At 58.9% G+C, this 22,354-nt stretch carries 28 protein-coding genes; 23 read left to right on the top strand and 5 right to left on the bottom strand.

What is annotated here, in order from left to right; genetic code table 11:
* Window positions 1-24: 24 nt before the first annotated feature.
* A complete protein-coding gene (locus tag EO133_RS13105) occupies window positions 25-294 on the bottom strand; it encodes a hypothetical protein (RefSeq protein ID WP_127073105.1) in 270 nt (89 codons plus the stop codon).
* 429 nt (window positions 295-723) lie between these two features.
* Between EO133_RS13105 and EO133_RS13110 the strand changes: the two genes are divergently transcribed.
* The 11 genes from EO133_RS13110 to EO133_RS13160 all read left to right on the top strand — a co-directional run bounded on the left by EO133_RS13110 (window position 724) and on the right by EO133_RS13160 (window position 9,515).
* Entirely contained in the window at window positions 724-930 is a 207-nt protein-coding gene (locus tag EO133_RS13110) for a cold-shock protein (protein ID WP_127073106.1), read from the top strand.
* A gap of 47 nt (window positions 931-977) precedes the next feature.
* A complete protein-coding gene (locus tag EO133_RS13115; RefSeq protein ID WP_127073107.1) occupies window positions 978-1,187 on the top strand; it encodes a hypothetical protein in 210 nt (69 codons plus the stop codon).
* 522 nt (window positions 1,188-1,709) lie between these two features.
* Complete coding sequence (gene urtA / locus EO133_RS13120; protein ID WP_127073108.1) at window positions 1,710-3,008, top strand: urea ABC transporter substrate-binding protein; 1,299 nt, start codon at window positions 1,710-1,712, stop codon at window positions 3,006-3,008.
* Window positions 3,009-3,102: 94 nt separating this feature from the next.
* The gene (gene urtB / locus EO133_RS13125; protein WP_127073109.1) at window positions 3,103-4,716 is read left to right on the top strand and encodes an urea ABC transporter permease subunit UrtB; all 1,614 of its coding nucleotides are present in this window, start codon (window positions 3,103-3,105) and stop codon (window positions 4,714-4,716) included.
* Window positions 4,713-5,945, top strand: a complete 1,233-nt coding sequence (urtC, locus tag EO133_RS13130) for an urea ABC transporter permease subunit UrtC (RefSeq protein ID WP_127073110.1) — start codon at window positions 4,713-4,715, stop codon at window positions 5,943-5,945. The genes urtB and urtC overlap by 4 nt, the downstream gene beginning before the upstream one ends.
* Before the next feature lie 6 nt (window positions 5,946-5,951).
* The gene (gene urtD / locus EO133_RS13135) at window positions 5,952-6,707 is read left to right on the top strand and encodes an urea ABC transporter ATP-binding protein UrtD (protein ID WP_127073111.1); all 756 of its coding nucleotides are present in this window, start codon (window positions 5,952-5,954) and stop codon (window positions 6,705-6,707) included.
* 2 nt (window positions 6,708-6,709) lie between these two features.
* A complete protein-coding gene (gene urtE, locus EO133_RS13140) occupies window positions 6,710-7,411 on the top strand; it encodes an urea ABC transporter ATP-binding subunit UrtE (RefSeq protein ID WP_127073112.1) in 702 nt (233 codons plus the stop codon).
* Window positions 7,412-7,422: 11 nt separating this feature from the next.
* A complete protein-coding gene (locus EO133_RS13145) occupies window positions 7,423-8,259 on the top strand; it encodes an urease accessory protein UreD (RefSeq protein WP_127073113.1) in 837 nt (278 codons plus the stop codon).
* 16 nt (window positions 8,260-8,275) lie between these two features.
* Window positions 8,276-8,578, top strand: coding sequence for an urease subunit gamma (locus EO133_RS13150; RefSeq protein WP_127073114.1), 303 nt, complete (start codon window positions 8,276-8,278; stop codon window positions 8,576-8,578).
* 15 nt (window positions 8,579-8,593) lie between these two features.
* Window positions 8,594-9,199 (top strand): HupE/UreJ family protein, encoded by a 606-nt coding sequence (locus EO133_RS13155; RefSeq protein ID WP_127073115.1) that lies wholly within the window; start codon window positions 8,594-8,596, stop codon window positions 9,197-9,199.
* Between the two features lie 10 nt (window positions 9,200-9,209).
* Complete coding sequence (locus tag EO133_RS13160; RefSeq protein WP_127073116.1) at window positions 9,210-9,515, top strand: urease subunit beta; 306 nt, start codon at window positions 9,210-9,212, stop codon at window positions 9,513-9,515.
* 93 nt (window positions 9,516-9,608) lie between these two features.
* Here the strand turns inward: EO133_RS13160 and EO133_RS13165 are convergent, their stop codons facing one another.
* Window positions 9,609-10,088, bottom strand: coding sequence for a hypothetical protein (locus EO133_RS13165; protein ID WP_127073117.1), 480 nt, complete (start codon window positions 10,086-10,088; stop codon window positions 9,609-9,611).
* Between the two features lie 182 nt (window positions 10,089-10,270).
* Between EO133_RS13165 and ureC the strand changes: the two genes are divergently transcribed.
* The 6 genes from ureC to EO133_RS13195 all read left to right on the top strand — a co-directional run bounded on the left by ureC (window position 10,271) and on the right by EO133_RS13195 (window position 14,783).
* Window positions 10,271-11,983, top strand: coding sequence for an urease subunit alpha (gene ureC / locus EO133_RS13170; RefSeq protein WP_127073118.1), 1,713 nt, complete (start codon window positions 10,271-10,273; stop codon window positions 11,981-11,983).
* Between the two features lie 65 nt (window positions 11,984-12,048).
* Window positions 12,049-12,426, top strand: a complete 378-nt coding sequence (locus tag EO133_RS13175) for an MliC family protein (RefSeq protein ID WP_127073119.1) — start codon at window positions 12,049-12,051, stop codon at window positions 12,424-12,426.
* 15 nt (window positions 12,427-12,441) lie between these two features.
* Complete coding sequence (locus EO133_RS13180) at window positions 12,442-12,942, top strand: urease accessory protein UreE (protein WP_127073120.1); 501 nt, start codon at window positions 12,442-12,444, stop codon at window positions 12,940-12,942.
* A complete protein-coding gene (locus EO133_RS13185) occupies window positions 12,881-13,615 on the top strand; it encodes an urease accessory protein UreF (protein ID WP_164735006.1) in 735 nt (244 codons plus the stop codon). Before EO133_RS13180 ends, EO133_RS13185 begins: the two co-directional genes overlap by 62 nt.
* Window positions 13,609-14,250 carry an urease accessory protein UreG gene (gene ureG / locus EO133_RS13190; RefSeq protein ID WP_127073122.1) on the top strand — a complete coding sequence of 214 codons (642 nt, stop codon included), beginning with the start codon at window positions 13,609-13,611 and terminating at the stop codon, window positions 14,248-14,250. The genes EO133_RS13185 and ureG overlap by 7 nt, the downstream gene beginning before the upstream one ends.
* Window positions 14,251-14,318: 68 nt before the next feature.
* On the top strand, window positions 14,319-14,783 hold the full coding sequence (locus EO133_RS13195) for a GNAT family N-acetyltransferase (protein WP_127073123.1): 465 nt from the start codon (window positions 14,319-14,321) through the stop codon (window positions 14,781-14,783).
* A 319-nt stretch (window positions 14,784-15,102) separates the two neighbouring features.
* Here the strand turns inward: EO133_RS13195 and EO133_RS20420 are convergent, their stop codons facing one another.
* The gene (locus EO133_RS20420; RefSeq protein ID WP_127073124.1) at window positions 15,103-15,405 is read right to left on the bottom strand and encodes a YjiS-like domain-containing protein; all 303 of its coding nucleotides are present in this window, start codon (window positions 15,403-15,405) and stop codon (window positions 15,103-15,105) included.
* A 188-nt stretch (window positions 15,406-15,593) separates the two neighbouring features.
* On the opposite strand from EO133_RS20420, the gene EO133_RS13205 reads away from it, so the two are divergent.
* Both EO133_RS13205 and EO133_RS13210 read left to right on the top strand, forming a co-directional pair.
* On the top strand, window positions 15,594-16,475 hold the full coding sequence (locus EO133_RS13205) for a LysR family transcriptional regulator (RefSeq protein ID WP_127073125.1): 882 nt from the start codon (window positions 15,594-15,596) through the stop codon (window positions 16,473-16,475).
* A gap of 9 nt (window positions 16,476-16,484) precedes the next feature.
* A complete protein-coding gene (locus EO133_RS13210) occupies window positions 16,485-16,988 on the top strand; it encodes an MmcB family DNA repair protein (protein WP_127073126.1) in 504 nt (167 codons plus the stop codon).
* Between the two features lie 14 nt (window positions 16,989-17,002).
* Here EO133_RS13210 and EO133_RS13215 read toward each other — a convergent pair whose 3' ends face one another.
* Window positions 17,003-17,446: an META domain-containing protein gene (locus EO133_RS13215; protein WP_127073127.1), complete on the bottom strand. Its 444-nt coding sequence runs from the start codon at window positions 17,444-17,446 to the stop codon at window positions 17,003-17,005.
* 252 nt (window positions 17,447-17,698) lie between these two features.
* Between EO133_RS13215 and EO133_RS13220 the strand changes: the two genes are divergently transcribed.
* Window positions 17,699-18,010, top strand: a complete 312-nt coding sequence (locus tag EO133_RS13220) for a hypothetical protein (RefSeq protein WP_127073128.1) — start codon at window positions 17,699-17,701, stop codon at window positions 18,008-18,010.
* Between the two features lie 53 nt (window positions 18,011-18,063).
* On the opposite strand, the gene EO133_RS13225 is transcribed toward EO133_RS13220, so the two are convergent.
* On the bottom strand, window positions 18,064-18,681 hold the full coding sequence (locus EO133_RS13225; protein WP_127073129.1) for a helix-turn-helix domain-containing protein: 618 nt from the start codon (window positions 18,679-18,681) through the stop codon (window positions 18,064-18,066).
* Between the two features lie 117 nt (window positions 18,682-18,798).
* Between EO133_RS13225 and EO133_RS13230 the strand changes: the two genes are divergently transcribed.
* The 3 genes from EO133_RS13230 (at window position 18,799) to EO133_RS13240 (ending at window position 22,148) form a co-directional block, all read left to right on the top strand.
* Window positions 18,799-19,986 carry a hypothetical protein gene (locus tag EO133_RS13230; protein ID WP_127073130.1) on the top strand — a complete coding sequence of 396 codons (1,188 nt, stop codon included), beginning with the start codon at window positions 18,799-18,801 and terminating at the stop codon, window positions 19,984-19,986.
* Window positions 19,987-20,056: 70 nt separating this feature from the next.
* The gene (locus tag EO133_RS13235; protein ID WP_127073131.1) at window positions 20,057-20,956 is read left to right on the top strand and encodes a ribokinase; all 900 of its coding nucleotides are present in this window, start codon (window positions 20,057-20,059) and stop codon (window positions 20,954-20,956) included.
* Window positions 20,949-22,148 carry a class I SAM-dependent RNA methyltransferase gene (locus EO133_RS13240; RefSeq protein WP_127073132.1) on the top strand — a complete coding sequence of 400 codons (1,200 nt, stop codon included), beginning with the start codon at window positions 20,949-20,951 and terminating at the stop codon, window positions 22,146-22,148. The genes EO133_RS13235 and EO133_RS13240 overlap by 8 nt, the downstream gene beginning before the upstream one ends.
* Window positions 22,149-22,354 lie beyond the last annotated feature (206 nt).

The raw sequence follows: 22,354 nt of genomic DNA on the forward strand, positions 1-22,354 counted from the left end.
CGGGCAGAAAATGGTGTGCGCCGCCTATTCAGCTTGTAAAATTGCCTGCCGATCCTGCTTGCGCAGCAAGGGGTATCCGTCCTTGTCGTAAAGATCGTGCAGATCGCGCGCGTCATAGGTACGGCCATCAACAATCATGCGTGCACCGCGAAGGCTGACCGGCGCTGCCTCTTCAAGAGCAAAGCGGATGGCCTTGGCGGCCGATGAAAAGCGTCGTGCCCCTTGGGCAAAAGCGGCGTTCAGGTCACTGCCGAGATAGAGTGCCGCCTGGGCGTTATAATTGATCGTATTCATTGAAAGTCTTTCTGGCGCCGACCGTATGGTGGCTGCCGGGTAAAATCGCAAAGCGGCTGGCCGCATGGGGCAAAACATCCCGCTGGCGATTGAAATTGGAAAATTGCGTTCTGGAGAGTTTATACATCCGTCTGTGTGACGGTACGCCGACAGTGCGGCGGCTCTCAAACAGGAACACAGTGCATATAGTGCAGCGGGACCCAGATGACAAGAGCCACGCACGCTGGGCAGCGCTGCAGCACGGACGCCTTGCTTTACACACAGTGACCTGTTACTTTGCACGAATACGTTTGACGCTCTTTAGCTACCTGATCCCGGCACGCCGGTCACTTGGATACCTCAATTGCAAGACGTTTAGATGCGGCCTCAGGGCCGGATCGGCTTGCTTGCATGTCGCTGGCAGGTCACTGCCAATGAAAGGATCCATCGATGATCTCCGGCAAAGTAAAATTTTTCAATTCCACTAAAGGCTTCGGCTTCATTCAGCCTGACCAGGGCGGCCAGGACGCATTCGTCCATATCAGCGCTGTAGAGCGCGCCGGCCTTTCGACACTGGTTGAAGGCCAGGCTGTCAGCTACGATCTGGAAACCGGCCGCGATGGCCGCGCTTCGGCGACAAATATCCAAGAAGCCTAATCTGCCAAAGGCCGCCTCCGGGCGGCCTTTTTATTTGGAGGTCTGCCATGATTGGCCCAAAGCTTACGCCGCAGAAGAAATTTTCGCTGATGGAAGCGCGTCAGCAGGAAGCCCTTCGACAGGAAGAGCAGGCTCTTGAGGCAACGCGCGCCAAGACCGCGCGACTTAAGGCCCAACGGCTCGAAAAAGAATATCAGGACAGCCTGAAGCCCAAAAAGCCCGCCGTGCGCGCCAAGCGCACAGCCAAAGCGCGCTAGACCTTTTTTGGTGCGGGAACGCGCCGTCGATTGCTGACAGCAATCATAGAGACATGCGCTGCTACGCCATGTCGTTTACCGATCTCCCGTTTCATTCCCGACTCCGACAGCGCCCGAAAAGCGACTAGCATTTCGCGCAACAAAAAACCCCGGGCGCCATCTCTGGCGCACGGGGCTCGAGATTGTGGTGCAAACAACCTCTGCCGGAGGACATCCGACGGCAGCGAGTTTATCCCAGCCTTATGGGCGTGTCATGAGGGGCATGCCTGATAATTATGCACAACAACACGCCACCATCCTTTCGTGCGCCTAAAAAATAGCCATTCATACCGCCTTTAGCCAGACGCAACGTCTGCTGAACATCGATCCACGCATGACACCGGATTGAGACCACTCCTGTCGCTGCGGCAGATTGCAAGCCTTTACAAAATCTTAACGCCAATCGTTCCGGGCCTGTTCGGGCTCTGGCATAGTTCTTGCGACTCCTGTTGGCGGTGCAAACAGCAACTGTCGGAGGACAAAATGACAGACTGGACCAAATACAAGGGCTTGGCGTTGGCAGGGGTTTTGGGAGCATCGCTGCTCGCCGCGCCGGTTGCCGCCCAGGAAGGCGAGCCAATCAAGGTCGGTATCCTGCATTCGCTTTCGGGCACGATGGCGATTTCGGAAACCACCCTTAAAGACGTTATGGAAATGCTCATCGAGCAACAGAATGAAGCCGGTGGGGTTCTGGGCCGCCCGCTCGAACCAGTGATCGTCGATATTGCCTCCGACTGGCCGCTGGCCGCCGAACTGGCCCGACGCCTGATCGAGGTCGATGAAGTCGATGTTGTCTTTGGCTGCTGGACGTCGGTTTGCCGCAAGTCGGTATTGCCGGTCTTTGAAGAACTCAACTCGCTGCTGTTCTACCCGGTTCAGTACGAAGGCGAAGAAAGTCAGCGCAACGTCTTTTATACCGGCGCGGCGCCCAACCAGCAGGCCATTCCCGCCGTTGACTACCTGATGAATGAAGAAGGGGTCGAGCGCTGGGTGCTTGCCGGCACCGATTACGTCTATCCCCAGACCACCAATCTCATCCTCGAGCAATATCTCAAGGATGCCGGTGTCGCCGATGAAGACATCATGATCAACTATACCCCGTTCGGCCATTCGGACTGGCAAACGATCGTTTCCGATATCGTCGCCTTCGGTTCGGAAGGCAAAAAGACCGCCGTTGTCTCCACCATCAATGGTGACGCCAACGTGCCCTTCTATCGCGAACTTGCCAATCAGGGCGTGGATGCAGCCGATATTCCGGTCGTTGCCTTCTCGGTGGGCGAAGAAGAGCTTTCGGGCTTTGATACCACCCCGCTTGTCGGCCACCTCGCGGCCTGGAACTACTTCATGAGCGTGGATACCCCTGAAAATGCCGAGTTCATCGCGGCGTGGCAGGATTATATCGGCTCGACCGACCGCGTTACCAATGACCCGATGGAGGCCCATTATATCGGCTTCAACATGTGGGTTGCCGCCGTTGAAGCGGCCGGCACAACCGATGCCGACGCGGTTATCGACTCCATCGTGGGTATTGAAGTGCCGAACCTGACCGGCGGTACGGCCGTCATGTTGCCCAATCACCACATCACCAAACCGGTTCTGATCGGTGAAATCCAGGATGACGGCCAGTTCTTCGTGGTCTGGGAAACCGACGATCTCGTCGCGGGCGACGCCTGGTCCGACTTCCTCCCCGGTTCGCGTGACCTGATCGCCGATTGGACCGATCCGATCAATTGCGGAAACTACAATACCGTCACCGAGACGTGCGGCGGCTCCGATCTCTGATCGGCCGGGACAACCTATGGCTGGGACGGCATTGCCGCCCCGGCCATGACAAAGGGCCAAGGGGCTGGCCTTTGCAGACAGGGTGGGACTTGAAATGACTTGTGGTGTTCGTCCGTTCCGGGCCGTTCTTGCGTGCCTTTTATTGTTGGTTGCGTTGGCTTTTGCCAGCCTTGCGCGTGCGCAGGACACTTCGCCCCTCATCTCCGATTTCGGAGGCGCCAATCTGCGCGCACTGGCGGCAGCCGTCGAAGCGCTGGCCGCATCGGGCGATGAGCGCGCGCTACCAGTCCTTCAGGCGCTGGGCGACGGCAACCTTTATGAAACGGTCGATGGCGGCATCTATATCCGGGAAGGACGCGGCGCGATCATTGACGCGGCCACCGGCGAAACGACAACGGATGTCGAACCGGACGATTTGCGCGTTATCCGTATCAACAACGCCCTGCGCCGCGATATTCGCGCGGCCATCGGCGGCATGACGCTTTTGAGCGAGGACGACAATACCCGCCTGCGCGCAGCGCGGGAGATGTTTTCAACCGCTGATCCGGCCAACATCGAATTGCTCGACGAGGCCCTGGCCCAGGAAGACAATGCCGCTGTCCGCCGGGTGATGGAGCAGGCCCGCGCCGCAGCGATCCTGCGCACCGACGTATCGGAGGAAGATTTCGCCGCTGCCGTTGCCGTCATCGCCGCGCGTGGCGACCGGCAGGCACTGGGCATTCTCAATGCCAACCTCGCCAATGCGTCTGAGGCCGAGCGCGTCAATATCGAAGCGGGAATTGCGCGCATCAATCAAGCGCTTGCCATCCAGGGCGTCGGCCAGAATGTCTGGTACGGGATTTCGCTCGGCTCGGTGCTCCTTCTCGCCGCGATCGGACTGGCCATTACCTTCGGCGTGATGGGGGTCATCAACATGGCGCATGGCGAAATGGTGATGATCGGGGCCTATGTGACCTTCGTGGTTCAGGAAATCATCCGCACCACAAATCCGGGCCTGTTCGATTATTCACTCGCCATTGCCGTGCCCATGGCTTTCCTCATCACCGGGCTGATCGGGGTGGCAATCGAGCGCGGCATCATCCGCTGGCTTTATGGCCGTCCGCTCGAAACGCTGCTCGCCACATGGGGGCTTTCGCTCATCATCCAGCAGGGTGTGCGCACCATTTTCGGGGCCACGAACCGCGATGTGGGCAATCCATCCTATATGTCGGGCGCATTCGATTTCATGGGCATCGCGATTACCTATAACCGGCTCTGGATCGTGGTGTTCTCGCTTGTGGTATTTGCCCTGCTCTTGCTGGTGCTCAACAAGACGCCCCTGGGCCTCCAGATGCGGGCGGTGACGCAGAACCGGCGCATGGCGTCCTCGATGGGCATCCGAACGCCCTGGGTCGATGCCATGACCTTCGGGCTGGGATCGGGTGTGGCCGGGCTGGCCGGTGTAGCGCTGAGCCAGATCGACAATGTTTCACCCAATCTGGGCCAGGGCTACATCATCGACAGTTTCATGGTCGTGGTCTTTGGCGGGGTCGGCAATCTCTGGGGCACACTGGTGGGCGCCATGACGCTTGGCATCGCCAACAAGTTCCTGGAGCCCTATGCCGGGGCCGTGCTGGCCAAAATCATCATTCTGGTGCTGATCATTCTCTTTATCCAGCGGCGCCCACGTGGGCTATTCGCGCTCAAGGGACGGGCGGTGGAGCAATGATTACCCAAGCCATTCTCCGCGCATTGGATAAGAAGGCCATCTGGGTCATTTCCATACTGATCGCCATGGCGATCCTTGTGCCGCTCTCGAACCTCTTGCTGCCGACCGGGCACCCGCTGCGCGTGCCCAATTACATGGTCTCGCTGCTGGGCAAATATCTTTCCTATGCCATGCTCGCGCTCGCGCTCGATCTGATCTGGGGTTATTGCGGCATCCTCTCGCTGGGTCATGGCGCGTTCTTTGCCCTTGGCGGCTATGCGATGGGCGTTTACCTCATGCGCCAGATCGGCACGCGCGGTGTCTATAGCCATCCAGAACTGCCCGATTTCATGGTGTTTTTAGGCTGGCCCGAATTGCCCTGGTATTGGCTGGGGATGGATCAGTTCTGGTTTGCCGCCATCATGGTGATGTTTGTGCCCGGCCTTCTGGCCTTCGTTTTCGGCTGGTTTGCGTTCAGAAGCCGGGTGACGGGCGTTTATCTCTCGATCATCACCCAGGCCATGACCTATGCCCTGATGCTGGCCTTTTTCCGCAACGATATGGGCTTTGGCGGCAATAATGGCCTGACCGATTTCCGCGACATTCTCGGCGCGCCCATTGCTGCGCAAACCACGCGCGCAGCGCTGTTCTCGGCCACGGCGATTGCACTTGCCGCGTCTTTCCTCGTTTGCTCGATGATCGTGAAATCGAAACTGGGCAAGGTGATGGTCGCGGTCCGCGATGCGGAAAGCCGCACCCGGTTCATCGGCTATCGCGTGGAAAACGTCAAACTCTTCGCCTTCACCGTTTCGGCCATCATGGCCGGGATTGCGGGCGCGCTTTACGTGCCGCAGGTCGGGATCATCAATCCGGGCGAATTTGCCCCTGCCAATTCCATTGAGGTTGTTATCTGGGCCGCTGTCGGTGGACGCGGCACACTGATCGGGCCGATCATCGGGGCCATTGTTGTCAATGTGGGCAAGTCCTATTTCACCGCCGCCCTACCCGATTTCTGGCTGTTCGCGCTTGGCGGCCTGTTCGTTTTTGTAACGCTGTTCATGCCCAAGGGCATTGTCGGGGTGTTTACGTCCGCATGGAGCGCGCTTCGTGCCCGGCGAGCATCCGCCCGAGCACAAAAGGGCGCTGGCCCGATGCCGGGTCCTTCTACCGACGCCCCTGCCCGTCCAAGCCAACGACAGGATAACGAAACCGAAACGCCCCCGGGCGCCAAACCCTCACCTGCGGAGTAAGCGGAAATGGTCGATACGTTACGCGCGGATTCGCTGCTCTATCTCGATGGCGTCACCGTCTCGTTCGATGGCTTCAAGGCGCTCAATTCGCTGTCGCTGGTGGTCAAGCGTGGCGAATTGCAGGCAATCATCGGCCCCAATGGCGCAGGCAAGACCACGATGATGGACATCATCACCGGCAAGACGCGCCCTGATACCGGCGAGGTCTATTTCGAAGGATCGGTCGACCTTACCAAAAAGGACGAGACCGAGATCGCCAATATGGGTATCGGGCGCAAGTTTCAAAAGCCGACGGTTTTTGAAAGCCATACGGTCTGGGACAATATAGAGCTTTCGCTGAAAAAACCGCGCGGGGTGTTTGCCTCGTGGTTTTACGACCGCGACGACGAGGATACCGCCCGCATCGGCGAAATCCTCGAGACGGTCCGCCTCACCCATCGCGCCAGCGAATATGCCGCCAATCTTTCGCATGGGCAAAAGCAATGGCTCGAGATCGGCATGCTGTTGGCCCAGGACCCCAAGCTGATGCTTGTCGATGAGCCGGTGGCAGGCATGACCGATGCTGAAACCATCGAGACCTCCAAACTGCTCAACGAGATTTCCAAAAGCCGCTCGGTGGTGGTTGTCGAGCACGATATGAGCTTTGTACGCGATCTCGATTGCAGGGTGACGTGCCTTGCGGAAGGCGCGGTGCTGGCACAGGGCTCGCTTGAGCACGTTTCCGCCGATCCGCTCGTCATCGAACGCTATCTGGGGAGGTAAGGATGACCACACTTACCGTTGAAAACATCAACCTCCATTATGGCGCGGCGCAGGCCCTGCGCTCGGTTTCGATTGAGGCAAAGCCTAATGCCATCACTTCGGTTCTGGGCCGCAACGGGGTGGGGAAATCCTCCCTGCTCCGCGCAGTGACCGGAACGCACCCGATCTCGAGCGGCACCATTCGGCTCGATGATGCCGAACTCAGGAAATCCCCGCCCTATGCGCGGGCAAGGCTCGGCATTGGCTATGTGCCGCAGGGCCGCGAAATCTTCCCGCTCCTCACGGTGCGCGAAAATCTTTACACCGGCTATGCGCCGCTCAAGGTCAAGGATCGCACGATACCCGATACGATCTTTGAGCTTTTCCCGGTGCTCAAAACCATGCTCTCGCGGCGCGGGGGCGACCTTTCGGGCGGCCAGCAGCAGCAATTGGCCATCGGACGTGCGCTTGTGACCCGGCCCAAGGTTCTGGTTCTGGACGAGCCGACCGAGGGTATCCAGCCCTCGATCATCAAGGACATCGGCCGTGCGCTACAGTTTTTGCGCGACGAGTTGGGCATGACGATCCTGCTGGTCGAACAATATCTCGATTTCTGCCGTGAATTGTCCGATCATATCTATGTCATGGACCGGGGCGAGATCATGCATTCAGGCCCTGCCTCGGACCTCGACAACCCGCAAGTCAAACGCCATTTGATGGTTTGAGTTCGCCCCTCATGCTCGATACGCCGTCCATCGTCCCCAATGCCCAGCCCCTGCAACGCGCGCAAGGGACCGCAAAAGTCGCGGTCAAGCATCGCGACGGCAAAAGCGTGCTCGACACACTTTATCAGCAGGGCTGCGCCAAGATCCGCATCCCCAAAAGCCAGGGCAATTGGCTCGAAGCGGTGCTGATCAATTCCTCGGGCGGGCTGACGGGCGGCGACCGGCTTGCATGGGCGGCAGAGGCACAGGCAGACACCCATCTGGTCGTCACCACCCAGGCTTGCGAGCGGGTTTATCGCTCGATCGGCGGACATGCGCGCGTCACCACCGAACTTGAGATCGGGTCGGGCGCCCGGCTCGACTGGCTGCCGCAGGAAACCATCCTTTTCGAGGCCGCGGCGCTCGACCGCAAACTCGATGTCTCAATGGCGGCGGATGCGACGTTTCTCGGACTTGAGGCTGTGATCCTTGGCCGTGAAGCGATGGGCGAGGATGCGATTGCCTCAGCGCTCACCGATCGATGGCGCGTGCGCCGGGAGGGACAATTGCTGCACGCCGAAATGACGCGGCTGGAGGCCGGTTGCCTGATCTCGCGCACCAACCACGCCCTGCTCGACAATGCGCGGGCCTTCGGCACGCTGTGTTTTATCGGGGAAGATGCCGACCGCAAGGCCGAACAGATCAAGGCCTTGCTCGCTGCCTGCCCCAATGGTGGGGTCAGCACCATTGGCGACAAGCTCATCGTGCGGGCGCTGGCGGCATCGGGCTATGATTTGCGAAAGGTTTTAATGCCGGTCATTGCCCTGCTTGCAGCAGGACAGGCCGTGCCCCGACTTTGGACATTATGAAGGGAAGATAAGCAGGATGAACCTGACCCCAAGGGAGAAAGACAAGTTACTGGTTTCCATGGCCGCAATGGTCGCCCGGCGGCGGCTTGAGCGGGGGGTAAAGCTCAATCACCCCGAAGCCATCGCGCTCATTACCGACTTCGTTGTCGAGGGCGCGCGTGACGGACGGCCCGTGCCCGAACTCATGGAAGCGGGTGCTCATGTCATCACCCGCGATCAGGTGATGGAGGGCATAGCCGATATGATCCACGACATTCAGGTCGAAGCAACCTTTCCCGACGGCACCAAACTTGTGACCGTCCATAATCCAATTCGCTAAGGGGGACATAAACTCATGATAAAACGCATTCTTGCCGCCACCGCCGTTGTGCTCGCTGCCACGGCACCCGCCTTTGCCCATCTCGATCCGGTCGAGCACGGCTCGTTTGCCGCCGGGTTTACCCACCCGCTTTTTGGCCTCGACCATATTCTTGCAATGGTCGCCGTGGGTTTATGGGCGGCAAGCATCGGTGCCGGGGAAAATCTGAAAAATGCCATCTGGATCGTACCGGCCGCATTCGTTGTCACAATGGCGATTGGCTTTGGAGCCGCCATTATCGGCGTGCCGATGCCCTTCGTTGAGCCGGTTATTCTCGCTTCGGTCATCTTTATCGGCATCATGGTCGCGCTGGCCCTGCCCTTGCCCGTGCTTGGCGTTGCCGGGGTCGTGGCGTTTTTCGCGTTCTTTCACGGCCATGCCCATGGCGAAGAAATGGGGGACGCTGGCGCGTGGGGTTATGCGGCCGGATTTGTCGCGGCAACAATCGTGTTGCATGCAGCCGGCGTTGCGCTTGGCCTTCTCGCGGGGCGCCTGCTTGCCGGCGCGCGCGGTGTCATTTTCACGCGCATCGCCGGTGTCGTTACCGCGCTGGGCGGCATCTGGATAGCAATTGCAGGATAGGAGGTGCGCCATGATCCCCGGCGAAGTCATTACCAAAGGCGGCGAGATCGAACTCAATGCGGGCCGTGAAACGGTCACGCTATCGGTCGCCAATGCAGGTGATCGTCCCATTCAGGTCGGCAGTCACTATCATTTTTATGAAACCAATGCCGGTCTGGAGTTCGATCGCGAAAAAGCGCGCGGGTTTCGTCTCGATATTGCCGCTGGCACCGCCGTTCGGTTCGAACCGGGCCAGAAGCGCGATGTGACGCTGGTTGCAATCGATGGCGATCGCACGATCTTCGGGTTTCGCGGCCAGATCATGGGCGCGCTTTAACAGACGATGATGGGCCGGACACACATTGCTGGCGCACAAAAAAAGCGGGCGGCTAATGCCACCCGCTCCATTTCCGTTTCAAAGACCTCTGGATCAGGCGTCAACGAAAACCGTAACGTGATTTTCGCCTTCGACCCAAATGGCAACAACGTCTTCGGCGCCATAGCCTTCGGCTTCAAGAGCGGCCGTGATTTCGCCATTGGCACCGACATTGGTCTGAAGCGCCGAAATCTCGGTTTCAAAAGCCGAACGGACATCGGCAAAAGCCGTTGTATCAAATTCTTCGGTGGCTTCGAGATCGGAAATTACCACGATTTCGATATTGGCATCTGCGCCAATCGCTTCAAGATCGGCATTGGCCGAGCCCTGCAGTGCTGTCATCAGGTCGGAATATCTGTGCTCACCGGTATCGGCAGTGGCGTCAACCGACGCATCGACGCCAATCCCGGTGTCTTCGCCAGCTTCGACACCAACGCCGGCATCGACGTCGACATCAAGGTTCTGAGCCGAAATGGCCAGCGGAGCCGAAAGCGCAAGGGCTGCGCCAAGGGCAAGAGCAGAGAGCTTATTCATTGGATTTTCTCCATTGTTGAAGGTGTTTTACCATCCCCCGTGGCAAGCAAAACGACCACCGGCCCGGAAGGTTTCAAGGTCATTTTGTGGCAGGGCGCCATGATTGCGCCCAGTTTGATACGCGTGCGCGAGCAAGCCTTTTGCCAGCAACGACAATTTCAAGTTCAGTGAGGAGCTGACCCATGCCAGCAACGATTTCCCGCGCGCTTTATGCCGATATGTACGGGCCGACGACAGGCGACAAGGTGCGGCTGGCCGATACCGAATTGTTCATCGAGGTCGAAAAAGACTTCACCATCTATGGTGAGGAAGTAAAATTCGGCGGCGGCAAAGTGATCCGCGACGGCATGGGGCAATCCCAGGTCACGCGCGCGGCAGGCGCCGTCGATACCGTCATCACCAACGCGCTGGTCCTTGATCATTCCGGGATCTACAAGGCCGATATCGGGTTAAAGGATGGCCGGATCACTGCCATTGGCAAGGCCGGCAATCCTGATACGCAGCCGGGGGTCAATATCATCGTTGGCCCGGGCACCGAGGCCATCGCCGCCGAAGGCAAGATCGTCACGGCCGGCGGGTTCGATTCCCATATTCATTTCATCTGCCCCCAGCAGATCGAGGAAGCGCTGACCTCGGGGCTGACCACCATGCTGGGCGGGGGCACCGGCCCGGCGCATGGCACGCTTGCCACCACCTGCACGCCCGGCGCCTGGCATATCGGGCGTATGATCCAGTCCTTCGATGCTTTCCCCATGAACATCGCGCTTGCGGGCAAGGGCAATGCCTCGCGCCCCGAAGCGCTTGTGGAAATGGTCAAGGGCGGGGCCGCCGCGCTGAAACTGCACGAGGACTGGGGCACCACCCCCGCTGCCATCGACAATTGCCTTGCGGTTGCCGACGATTACGACGTTCAGGTGATGATCCATACCGACACGCTCAACGAGAGCGGGTTTGTCGAAGACACGATTGCCGCTTTCAAGGGCCGCACGATCCATGCGTTTCATACCGAAGGCGCCGGCGGCGGGCACGCGCCCGACATCATCAAGGTCTGCGGGCTGGAAAATGTCATCCCCTCGTCCACCAACCCCACCCGCCCCTATACGACCAACACGCTGGCCGAGCATCTGGACATGCTCATGGTCTGCCACCACCTCGACCCCTCGATCCCCGAAGACGTAGCCTTCGCCGAAAGCCGCATCCGCAAGGAAACCATTGCCGCAGAAGATATTCTGCACGATATGGGGGCGTTCTCTATCATCGCGAGCGACAGCCAGGCCATGGGCCGGGTCGGCGAGGTCATCATCCGCACCTGGCAGACCGCCGACAAGATGAAGCGCCAGCGCGGGCGCCTGCCTGAAGAAACCGGCGAAAACGACAATTTCCGCGCCAAGCGTTACGTCGCCAAATATACGATCAATCCGGCCATCGCGCACGGGATTGCCGACCATATCGGCTCGATTGAAGTGGGCAAGCGCGCCGATCTGGTTGTCTGGAACCCGGCCTTTTTCGGGGTAAAGCCCGAACTTGTGCTTTTGGGCGGCATGATTGCCACTGCCCCGATGGGCGACCCCAACGCTTCGATCCCAACGCCCCAGCCCCAACACTACCGCCCCATGTTCGGCAGCTTTGGCAAGGCCGTCGCCAACACGTCGGTCACATTCGTTTCCAAAGTGGCGCTCGACGATGGGCTGCAGGCCCGACTCGGTGTCGACAAAGGTATGCTCGCGGTCAACAACACGCGCGGGGGCATCGGCAAATCGGCAATGGTTCACAATAGCGCGACCCCGGAGGTTTCGGTCGACCCGGAAACCTATGAAGTGCGCGCAGATGGTGAGCTTTTGACGTGCGAGCCGGCCGACATCCTGCCCATGGCGCAGCGCTATTTCCTGTTCTGATACCGGTTCACGGTCAGGGCAAATCGGTTTACGGTTTGTGACCCAACACGCTCAGGAGACGCGCCATGATCGTTCGCACACTTGCCCTTGCAGGCATGCTCGGCCTTGCCGCCAGCCTTCCGGCCGCAGCCGTGGATACATCCATGCAACTGGTCTTGACGCTGGATGGACCGGCCCAGCGCGACATCGCGACCTATCAATGCGAGGGCATCGACGATCCCGTCACGGTCCAATATATCAATGCCCACCCGATCTTTCTGGCCGTATTGCCGGTCGAGGACGATACGCTGATCTTTGTCGCCACCGTTTCGGGGTCTGGTGTGCGATACGTTTCGGGCCAATATGTCTGGCACACCAGCGGCGCCGAAGCGCTCCTCATCGACGAGATGGCAGGCGAGGATGCCGACCCCATCGACTGCATTTCCGCAGCCGACATTCCCTAGGAGCAGTTGAAGTTTATGCGCGCAATCGACCACGACCATAAAGGCCATCATCGCGGCATCCCGTTTGACAGCGTGGTGCTCGCCCATGACGAGCGTGTGTTGCGCCGCAAACTTTTGACCACCGCTGGCGGCAATGAAATCCTTGTCGATCTACCCAGCTCGACCCCTTTTGAAACCGGCGACGTTCTGGTGCTCGAAGATGGCCGCACCGTCGAGGTGATCGCGGGCGCGGAACCGCTTTATGCAATCACCGCCAAAGACAGCCAGCACCTTGCCCAGCTCATCTGGCATATCGGCAATCGCCATCTGCCCTGCCAGATCGAAATGGAGACCGGTCGCATCCTGATCGGGCGCGATCATGTGATCAAGGACATGCTCGAAGGGCTCGGCGCATCGGTTGTCGATGTGGTCGAACCGTTCTCGCCGGTACGCGGGGCCTATGGCGGGCACAGCCATGACCATGGCCACGGGCACCACCATCATCACGGGGATCACCACACCCATTCCCATGGCTGACCTGGCCGCCCAGATCCGGCTTTTATCCTGGCTCTCGCCAGCCTTTCCCATTGGCGGATTTGCCTATAGCCAGGGCTTTGAAACCGCGATTGCCAAGGGCGCGATCACAACAATCGAGGATGTTGCCCATTGGGTCGAAGGGCTCTTGCATGCCGGGCCGATCAGGGCCGATGCCATTGCGCTGTCGCTTTCTGCCCGCGCAGTTTTGCAGGACGATCCGAAGGCTTTTGCCACCATTGCCGAACTTGTGCTGGCGCTTCAGGTTTCTAGCGAGCGCGACAAGGAAACCCGCGAGCAGGCACAATCCTTCCTGATTTCCGCGCGTGCCTGGCCCGTTGCCATGCCCGGCTGGCTCACCGAAGCGCTCGCGCGTTCCATCGCCCTGCCTATTGCCTTTGGTGGCTTGGCAGGTGTTCATGGCATCGATCCGCTTTCCGCCTGCGCGGGCTATATCAATGCCTTTGTCAACCAGCAGATTTCGGTGGCGATCCGGCTGGTGCCTCTGGGCCAAAGCGACGGGCTGGCGCTGCTGGCCCGGCTCGAACCCCAAATTGCGGTCCTGGCGCAAAACGCGCATCAGGCCGGTATCGATGACATCGGCACGATCGGCTATGGTGCCGATATTGCCAGTCTTACCCATGAAGATTTGAGCGTAAGGATATTCAGATCATGACTACAAACGGACCTTTGCGCGTTGGCATTGGCGGGCCGGTCGGCTCGGGAAAGACCACTCTGACCGAAAAACTCTGCAAGGCCATGCGCGCGCAGTATTCGATCGGCGTCATAACCAATGACATCTATACCAAGGAAGATGCCATGATGCTGGCACGGCTGCAGGCGCTGCCCGAAGAGCGCATCCTTGGCGTTGAAACCGGGGGCTGCCCCCATACGGCAATCCGCGAGGATGCCTCGATCAATTTGCGCGCCATTGCCGAGCTTAATGCCCGCATCCCCGATCTCGATATCGTCTTCATCGAAAGCGGCGGTGACAATCTGGCGGCAACCTTTTCGCCCGATCTGGCCGATCTGACGCTTTATGTCATTTCGGTCTGTCAGGGTGAGGAAATTCCCCGCAAGGGCGGACCGGGCATCACCCGCTCGGACATGCTTGTGATTAACAAGGCGGACCTGGCCCCGTATGTCGAAGTGGATCTCGAAATCATGGATCGCGATGCCGCCCATATGCGGGCAAACAAGCCGCATGTCTTTACAGATCTCAAGCGCAATAGTGGCGTTTCGGAAATCGTTGCCTTTCTTGAAAAGCATGGTGGGTTCGTCCGCGCAGACAATGCAGAAGCGCTTTTGTAAATGGCCAATCTGCACGGCCACGCTAACCTCTTATCTGGGTGATTAAATCCTGCTATCATCGCGTCATTATGGATGAATCCATTCTGTTACGACGTGATCTGACGGTTCCTTTTCCCGAGCCGGTTTGGCCCGAAGGCATAATGCCTGTGCTGTTTTCCCAGTCCATGCTCGAAGAATTGCATACGCTGTTATCGATCGGTTACACCAAACTGCAAGGCGATGTGCCATCTCTTGAGGTCTGGCAGAACCGGCTGCTGAGCGATCCCGAATTTGATGCTGAACTGCTCTTTGTCGCGCAGGCTGCCAATGGCGCGCTTGTCGGCTTTGCCCATTGCTGGAATTCGGGGTTCCTCAAAGACATCGTGGTTCATCCGGATTGGCGCGGCATTGGCATTGGCGAAGCGCTTGTGCTGCGCGTTTTTGAAGCCTGCCGCAACCGCTATCACAAGCAGTGCGAACTCAAGGTCAAACCGGCCAATATCGATGCGGTGCGTTTCTATAAAAAACTCGGCTTTATGAAGGTGCCGAGTTAAGTCCCGCTGTCGTTCTTTCGATAGCAGCCGCCTCAACTCCATTGTCATTCCGGCACGCGACGCCGGGCAAGGTATGCGCGCCGTTATCGGTTCTTGCGCGCGTGCTTGCCCCACCCTTTCGGCTATCGTCCCCGGGCTTGACCCGGGGATCTCTCTTTGCGGCGTTTGCTTGGGGCACAGACCCGCGGATCAAGCCCGCGGGCGAAATCGGATAGGTCCGTGCTGGGTACCTTGAGCGCGTGATGATTTCGCAATTGCCCGACACCGACGAGGCAAAGCCGAGGACCCCGTGCGACGTTTCGCGCGCCCCGCCCCCCCCCTACGCGGCGCGCTTTAATTGCGTTTTCGAGGTTGGGTCTGCAGTGTCACAATCGGTTCTGTTCAATCGATGGGCCGGAGACATACGCGCGGGCATCGCGCCCACACTTTCATATCGGTCGGTTTTCCAGTCATAAATCGAAAGTGGCGCGCCGTTGCATGCAGCGCGCCAGGCCAGCGCCCGCATCGTCTCCCCATCGATGCCAAGATCGGCTCTAAGATGCCGGTCGAGATGCTCCAACTCCCTTATGGTCTGGTAATAGCGCCACCAGACGCCGATCAGACCCAATGTCCATTTCAACATGTTCATATCTCCTTGCCGATTGGCACGCGCGCGCAAGCCGCCGCCAAGGCGGGATCGGACCAGGCATCGCTATGCCGCAAAATCTGAAAAGCGATCCAGGGCATTAGCCCTTGGATGATCCCACAATTGCATAAACGCCTGCGCCCATGCTACGCACAGGATCGCAACAGCTTTTTCGAAAATGAAAAATGGACGAGAATTGGGACGATTTGCGGCTATTCCTTGCCGTCAGCCGCCTCGGCGGGCTGAGCGCGGCGCAGGAGAAAACCGGTCTGTCTCCGGCAACGCTGGGGCGCCGGATCACCGCGCTTGAACGCCAGATCGGGGTGCCGCTTTTTGTGCGCCGTCAGACCGGTTATGTGCTGACCGAGGCCGGGCAGGATCTTCTGGCCCATGCCGAAGAGGTGGAGCGCGCCATGCTCGTGGTTGCACGCTGGCGTGAAGGCACCCAGACCCAGCGCAGTGTCCGGCTTTCCGCCGGCAATTGGACCACCGATTTTCTGGTGCGCAATATCGATGCGGTCTGGACGTCTGACGACCCGGCCATAGAATTTGTCATGGCCAATGCCCGCATCGATATTGGCCACAGGGCCGCCGATATCGGCATCCGCAATGCGCGTCCCACCGATCCGCATATGGCCGGGCGCAAGGTCGGCAGCGTCGCTTTCGCGCTATACGGCACACTGGAGCAAAGCCCGGACAGTTCCATCGTCGGGCTATCAGGAGACACCTCCACCTCGCCGTCGGCTCGCTGGATGGCGGCGCAGCTCGGCCATAAGATGCGGTTACGCGGCAATGGCGTGCATGCGGTGCGCGAACTTGTGGCGCAGGGCGCCGGGCTTTCGGTTCTGCCATGCTTTATCGGAGACGAGGACGCGCGTCTGTGCCGGATGGGGCCGGTCATCGCAGATCTGAGCACCGAGCAATGGCTGGTCGCCCATCACGATGAACGTCACAGCCCGCCGATCCGCCGCGTGATCGAAAAACTTGTGACCCTGTTCGATGAAGCTGGTCCGCTGTTTTCGGGCCAGAGGCCCGGGGCCATTCACCCGGAGGCCGAACAGGGGTAAAATCGCATCATGGCCAATTCTGATTCCACCGAACCGCTGATGCCCTTTCTGACCGATGGGCGCCAATCGGATACCGCGCTCAAGGTGCAGCGCGGGGTCATGCGCTTTTTACGCGAAGTCCACGATATGGCGTGTTTTGCCGAGGTGCCGCTCGCCAATGGGCGTCGGGCCGATATTTTGGCGCTGGCGCCCAAGGGCGAGATCTGGATCGTCGAGATCAAGTCGAGCGTCACCGACTATCGTGTCGATGCCAAATGGCCGCAATACAAGGATTTCTGCGACCGGTTTTATTTCTGCAAGCCCCCTGAGCTCGATGCAGATATTTTCCCGGCCGATGAAGGGCTTATGGTTGCAGACGGGCATGGGGCAGAAATCCTACGCCCTTCCGCGATCGACATGCTGGCAGCGAGCCGGCGAAAGGCCATGCTCTTGAAACTGGCGCGGCTTGGTGCGGACAGGGTACATTGGCTGATGGACCCGGCCCGTACATCTTTGGCAGGTTGGCCGCGTTGAGTACGCCTCTTGAATTAGTCGCGCGATAGGACGACAAGCGGATTGTCCACATCGTCGCTCAGGGTCAATACGTCGCCATCGAGGGTGAAGTTGGTGGCCGCTTCCAGCGCACGAAAATAGTGCTGCTCCTGACCCATCTTGGGCTCCTCACAGGCCATCATGGTGGAAAAGACTTCCGAGATGTCGATGCCGTTGGCATCCTCGAAGCTGACCGAGCCGCCATAGCTGTTGCAGCCGCCATTGCCGCCCAGGCCACCGTCCTCGTGAAAAGTCAGCGTCGTGTCGACGCCCTCGGCACCGGGCATCCCTTCAAGCTCGGTGAGCATCCAGCTGGTGCCGGCAAGATCGGCCGCGGTGCTTTCGGCGTGGCTCGAATTGCCATTTGCATAAGCTATGGCACCGGCTGCGGCCAGAATAGCGGTTGCCAGAGCAAGTCGGGGCGCAAGACGAATAAACATGGTCGGTCCTCATTTTTCCAAACGTCAAATTTGACTTCCCCGAACCTGCACGATAGCGCCTGAACCGCAAATTAACGACCCGTTTATGTATTCGAGGGGGCTGTTAAGGCAAACGTTTCTGGTTAAAACCGGCGCATTTCGCGGCAATCACGCATGGAACGCATATAATTATGGTTAAGTATTGATGAAGTTTTTTCACTGGCCTTTTCTTGCCTCGCCGAAAGGCAGAACCACCAGCGAAAGGACTTTGAAATGAAACTGATCTCCGCAATCGCCATTACTGCAACACTTGCTTTTGCAGCTCCTGCCAATGCTCAGCTTCTCGGTTCGAGCAGCAACGGCCTGCTCGGGCTGGGCAACAATCTCCTGAGCCTGCAGACCGGCAATATCTCGGTGCTCGATGGAGGCGTTCTCAACGGCGCGAACGTGCTGTCCGGCATCGGACTTAATTCAAATGCATCAACGGCTTACGGCTCCACTTTTGTCTATGGCCGTGGTCATGTTGTCGGCGCGGGCAACCATACGCGCAACGTGCATCAAAACGTTCGCAAGCGCGGCTGGTAAGCGCTCGCGCACCGGAATTACGAGGCCACGGTATAGCCGCCCGATATGGGCGGCTATGCTTTTTGCTGCCGTCGCAAAAGCCTCATCGTAATCGGTGTAACAGAAAACTCGCTCTCATTGTCTTGGTCGGCAGCAAACGCCACCTCAGCCAGCGCCAGCAATTCGCTTCCCGCCTGATGGAGCGCCACATCCATCGCGCAATGAAAAGGCAACCCTTCATGGGAAAAGGGAATATCGAGCCGCGCCCCAATAAGCTGATTGCGCTCATGGGCAATGGCCTTGCGATAGGCCCCAAGCAGCGCCGGGAATTGCGGGTTGGCATCGGGCACGAACAGCCAGCCGAAGCGGGCCAGATCGCTGTTGCGGCGCGCCAGCAGCGGGCTGATCGCCAAAGGATGCAGCACGCTATCGAACAGGATTGTCGCCGAGCGCGAGATCTTCACCTGATGGATCAAAGCCTGCCGCTGGCGCGATCCGGCGCTCGATACGAGCGAACGGATTGCCTCGAGATTGCCGGGTTTGGGCCGGTCGCGGCCACTCTCCCAGCGCGAGATCTGACTCTGGCTGACCCCCAAGGCTGCGGCAATTTCCGCCTGATTGATCCTGGCAACGATCCTGTAGCTGCGCAGGGCCGCGCCAAGATCTTCAAACCGCGCCCGCGTTTGAGCCATGCTGCTGTTGCGTAATTTTCCCAATTGCGTCGTCACGGCAATCTTCACCCCAGCCAACCATGCTCTTTGACGAAGGTTAAGCGGCGGGCCGTGAAGAGATTTTAAGAGGGAACATACGTGACTTGCCTAAGGATTGTCGCGATAGCGGCCAGCGGTCTGCTCGCTTTGGCGCCCCCTGCCCTCGCCGACGAGAAGAAGGCCGATGGCCTGCAACTGTCGCTTTCCAGCGAAATCAGCACAATCTGGACCTCCAATGCCGAACAGACGGCGCGGGGGCATTCCGACCGGATTTTGCAGCACGGTGAAACGCTGACCATCACCACTGGAGACAATCAGTACGGTTTGCGCGGTTCGATCGGATTCTCGCAAATGCGTTATGAACGGCTCGTTGCCCATGACGAGGATGAAATCAGCCTCTCACTGGACGCGGAGACATATATCGCCGATGCCACGAAAATTGCCGGATTCCTGAGACTTTCATATGGCGAGGGTGGCGAGCAGCTCGATCTGGGCGATGTATCGATCGCAATCAGAAGCGACAAATGGCAAGGCGAACTGGGGGCCAGCATCGCCCATGAGGGGGACCGTTGGGGTATCGAGGCCGGGTTTGCCTATCGGCAGACCCGTCATGGCGAAGCCCGATTTGAAGGCATCGCACTTGTACCGACCCGCCTTGAAGCCAACCACGATCAGTTTGCCGCAAGTGCAGGCGTTCTGCGCCTTATGACCGATGGACTCGCAGCCCGGTTCAGCGGCTTATACCGGCATGTCGCGATCCCCGATGCCGACAAACTGGCTTTCGGCCGCGGCGGCGCAAACCTTGTCCGGCTTTCGGCCGGACTTGCAACAACGTCCAACCTGCGCGCCGGATTTTCGCTTGAGGCGGGCGGGGACATTGTTTTCGCGGGCAATGGGAGCGCCTCGCTCTATATAATGCCTTACGCGCGCGCAGAATTGATATTGAACCTCACCGATCGATTTGGCATGCGCGCCGGCTTTGAAACAGACACCGACCTTTCCGACCCGAGCGATGGATTTGCCGAATGGGCCTTTGCGGGTGAAGTCGGTGCCAGCTATGCGCTTACCCGATCAACCCGATTGTCAGGCCGATTGTTTGCCAGCCACAAACGGAGCATTGGGTTCGACCTTGGGCTGGAAGATCGCTGGGGCGCGGAGGCGAGCATCGAGCTACAGACGGCCGAGGCGTTGGCCCTGCGCGCAACGATTGAGCAAAGCCGCACCAAAGGCCTGATGCCCAGCTTCGATGAGACGCGCATAGCCATGATCTTGCGCGCGGCCCTTTGAAGCGCATAATTTGTTTGAATTGATCTCCCGGTCTCTGGCACAAGAGGCGAAAAGCTTTCGGGGGAACTCCATGATCGTTGTTTACGGATCCATCAATATCGATGTTATCGGCCACGCACCGACCCTGATGCGACCCGGTGAAACCGTGCTTGGAACAACTCTGGAATTTGCGCCCGGTGGCAAGGGCGCCAATCAAGCGCTTGCTGCCAGCCGCGCAGGGGGCGAAGTGCGCATGGTCGGTTGCGTCGGCAATGACCATTTCGGCAATCAGGCGCTGGCGCTATTGAGCGAAGAGGAGATCGACCTTTCCTATGTGCGGCGCATGGATCGGCATACCGGAACTGCGCTCATTATTGTCGACGACACCGGCGAGAACATGATTACGGTCCTGCCAGGGGCCAACGCGCGCCTCAATTGCACAATCCTCGAGCAGTCGGAGCTTGGTCCTGAAGACTATCTTCTGTTGCAGCTCGAAGTGCCCTTGCCCGGCATAGAAGCCGCAATCAAGCTGGCGCGCGAACGCGGGACGAAAACGGTACTGAACCTTGCTCCCTTCATGGTTTTTCCTGCTGAACTTTTGGAAAGCATCGACGTGCTTGTCGTCAACGAAACCGAGCTCGCCGGGCTGTTGGCGCAGGTCGGTCAAGCCGGCCTTTCCGAAGAGGACGGGCTGAAATGGCTGGCCGATGAATATGACCTGACGGTCGTTGCGACCCTTGGCGGGCGCGGGGCCATTGCGATCGAAAACGGACAAAGCGTTGCAGTGCCTGCGCTCAAGATCAAGCCTGTCGATACTGTCGGCGCCGGTGATACCTTTGTTGGGTATCTCGCTGTTGCCTTGAGCGAAGGTAAATCGCTCAAGCAGGCCCTGGCGCTCGCTTCAACCGGCGCTGGCCTCGCTTGTCTTGCACCTGGCGCCCAACCGTCCATCCCCTATCGCGATGCCGTCGAGCAGCGCCTGAATGGTTGAGACCGCAAGGCTGGAAATTACCGCGCTTGGCCAGCGCGGTGAAGGCATTGCCCGGCACAAGGATCAAGTGATCTATGTGCCTTTCACGCTTGCAAACGAGACCATTACGGCAACAATAGAAGGCCAGCGCGGAACGCTGGTTGCGATCGAAAAGTCAAGCCCGGACCGGATTGATCCTTTCTGCCCGCATTTCGGAACATGCGGCGGATGTCAGCTTCAGCACATGGACACCAATGCCTACAAGGCCTTCAAGCGCGAGCGGCTGGTTCACGCACTGGCGCGCGCGGGCGTTGACGCCGAGGTCGGCGAAACCTTACTCGCGCATGGCAAGGGAAGGCGCCGGGCAACGCTTCATGCCACAGGCAAGGCCGCGGGTTTCACGCAATTGCGCTCCCATGCGATTGCCGATCTCGATCATTGTCCCATACTGGTGCCGGGCCTGAAAGATGCCCCCGAGATCGCTAGGCAATTGGCAAAACGTGCCGGACCTTGCGATGTTGGTTTTACCGATACGCCGATGGGGCTGGACGTATCGGTCAAGGCAAAGCGGGTACAATCGGAAACCGGATTGGCGGAAATCGCGAACCGATACGGGTTGGCAAGGCTGGCCATCAATGGCGAGGTCCTGCTCAACTTCCGCACACCGTATGTTCCGATGGGCCCGGCGCAAGTGCCATTACCGGTTGGCAGTTTCCTTCAGGCGACATGGGAAGCCGAGGAGGTTCTGGCGGCCCTTGTGCTTGAAGCGGTTGGCAAGGCAAAAGCTGTCGCCGATCTTTTCTGCGGCATGGGACCGTTTGCCTTGCGCCTTGCGCAACATCACAAGGTCTATGCCGCCGATAGCGACAGGGATGCGATCACTGCCCTGCAAAGCGCGACACGCACCACATCCGGCATAAAAGCAATCACTGCCGAGCGCCGCGATCTGTTTCGCGATCCGCTGACCCAATACGAACTCGACCGGTTCGATTGCGTGGTGATCGACCCGCCGCGTGCCGGAGCAAAAGCGCAGGCCGAGGCGCTGGCGCAATCGAAAGTCAGCCGCGTTATATCGGTGTCATGCGATCCGCAAAGTTTTGCCCGTGATGCGGCGATTCTAATTTCGGGCGGTTTCACAATGGGGCAGGTCACGCCAGTCGACCAATTTGCTCATTCAGCGCATGTGGAAGCCTTGGCCTGTTTTGACCGTTAGGTCAAAATTATTCACAGGTAAGCCAAGCAAATCGTAAATTCGGTTGCCAAACAAGACCTTCGTTGCAAATATGACAATCGTGAGGAACGCAAAAATGCGCCTCGCGGGCGTTTACGCCGATATGATCAGGAGGAGCTTTTAGCAAGGTTGGGCAACAACTTGTGTGTTTATGTGTGCGCAGGATGACACGCACCTTTGCAGTGTCA

This window comes from Pelagibacterium lentulum, from assembly GCF_003992625.1.
Classification (GTDB): domain Bacteria; phylum Pseudomonadota; class Alphaproteobacteria; order Rhizobiales; family Devosiaceae; genus Pelagibacterium; species Pelagibacterium lentulum.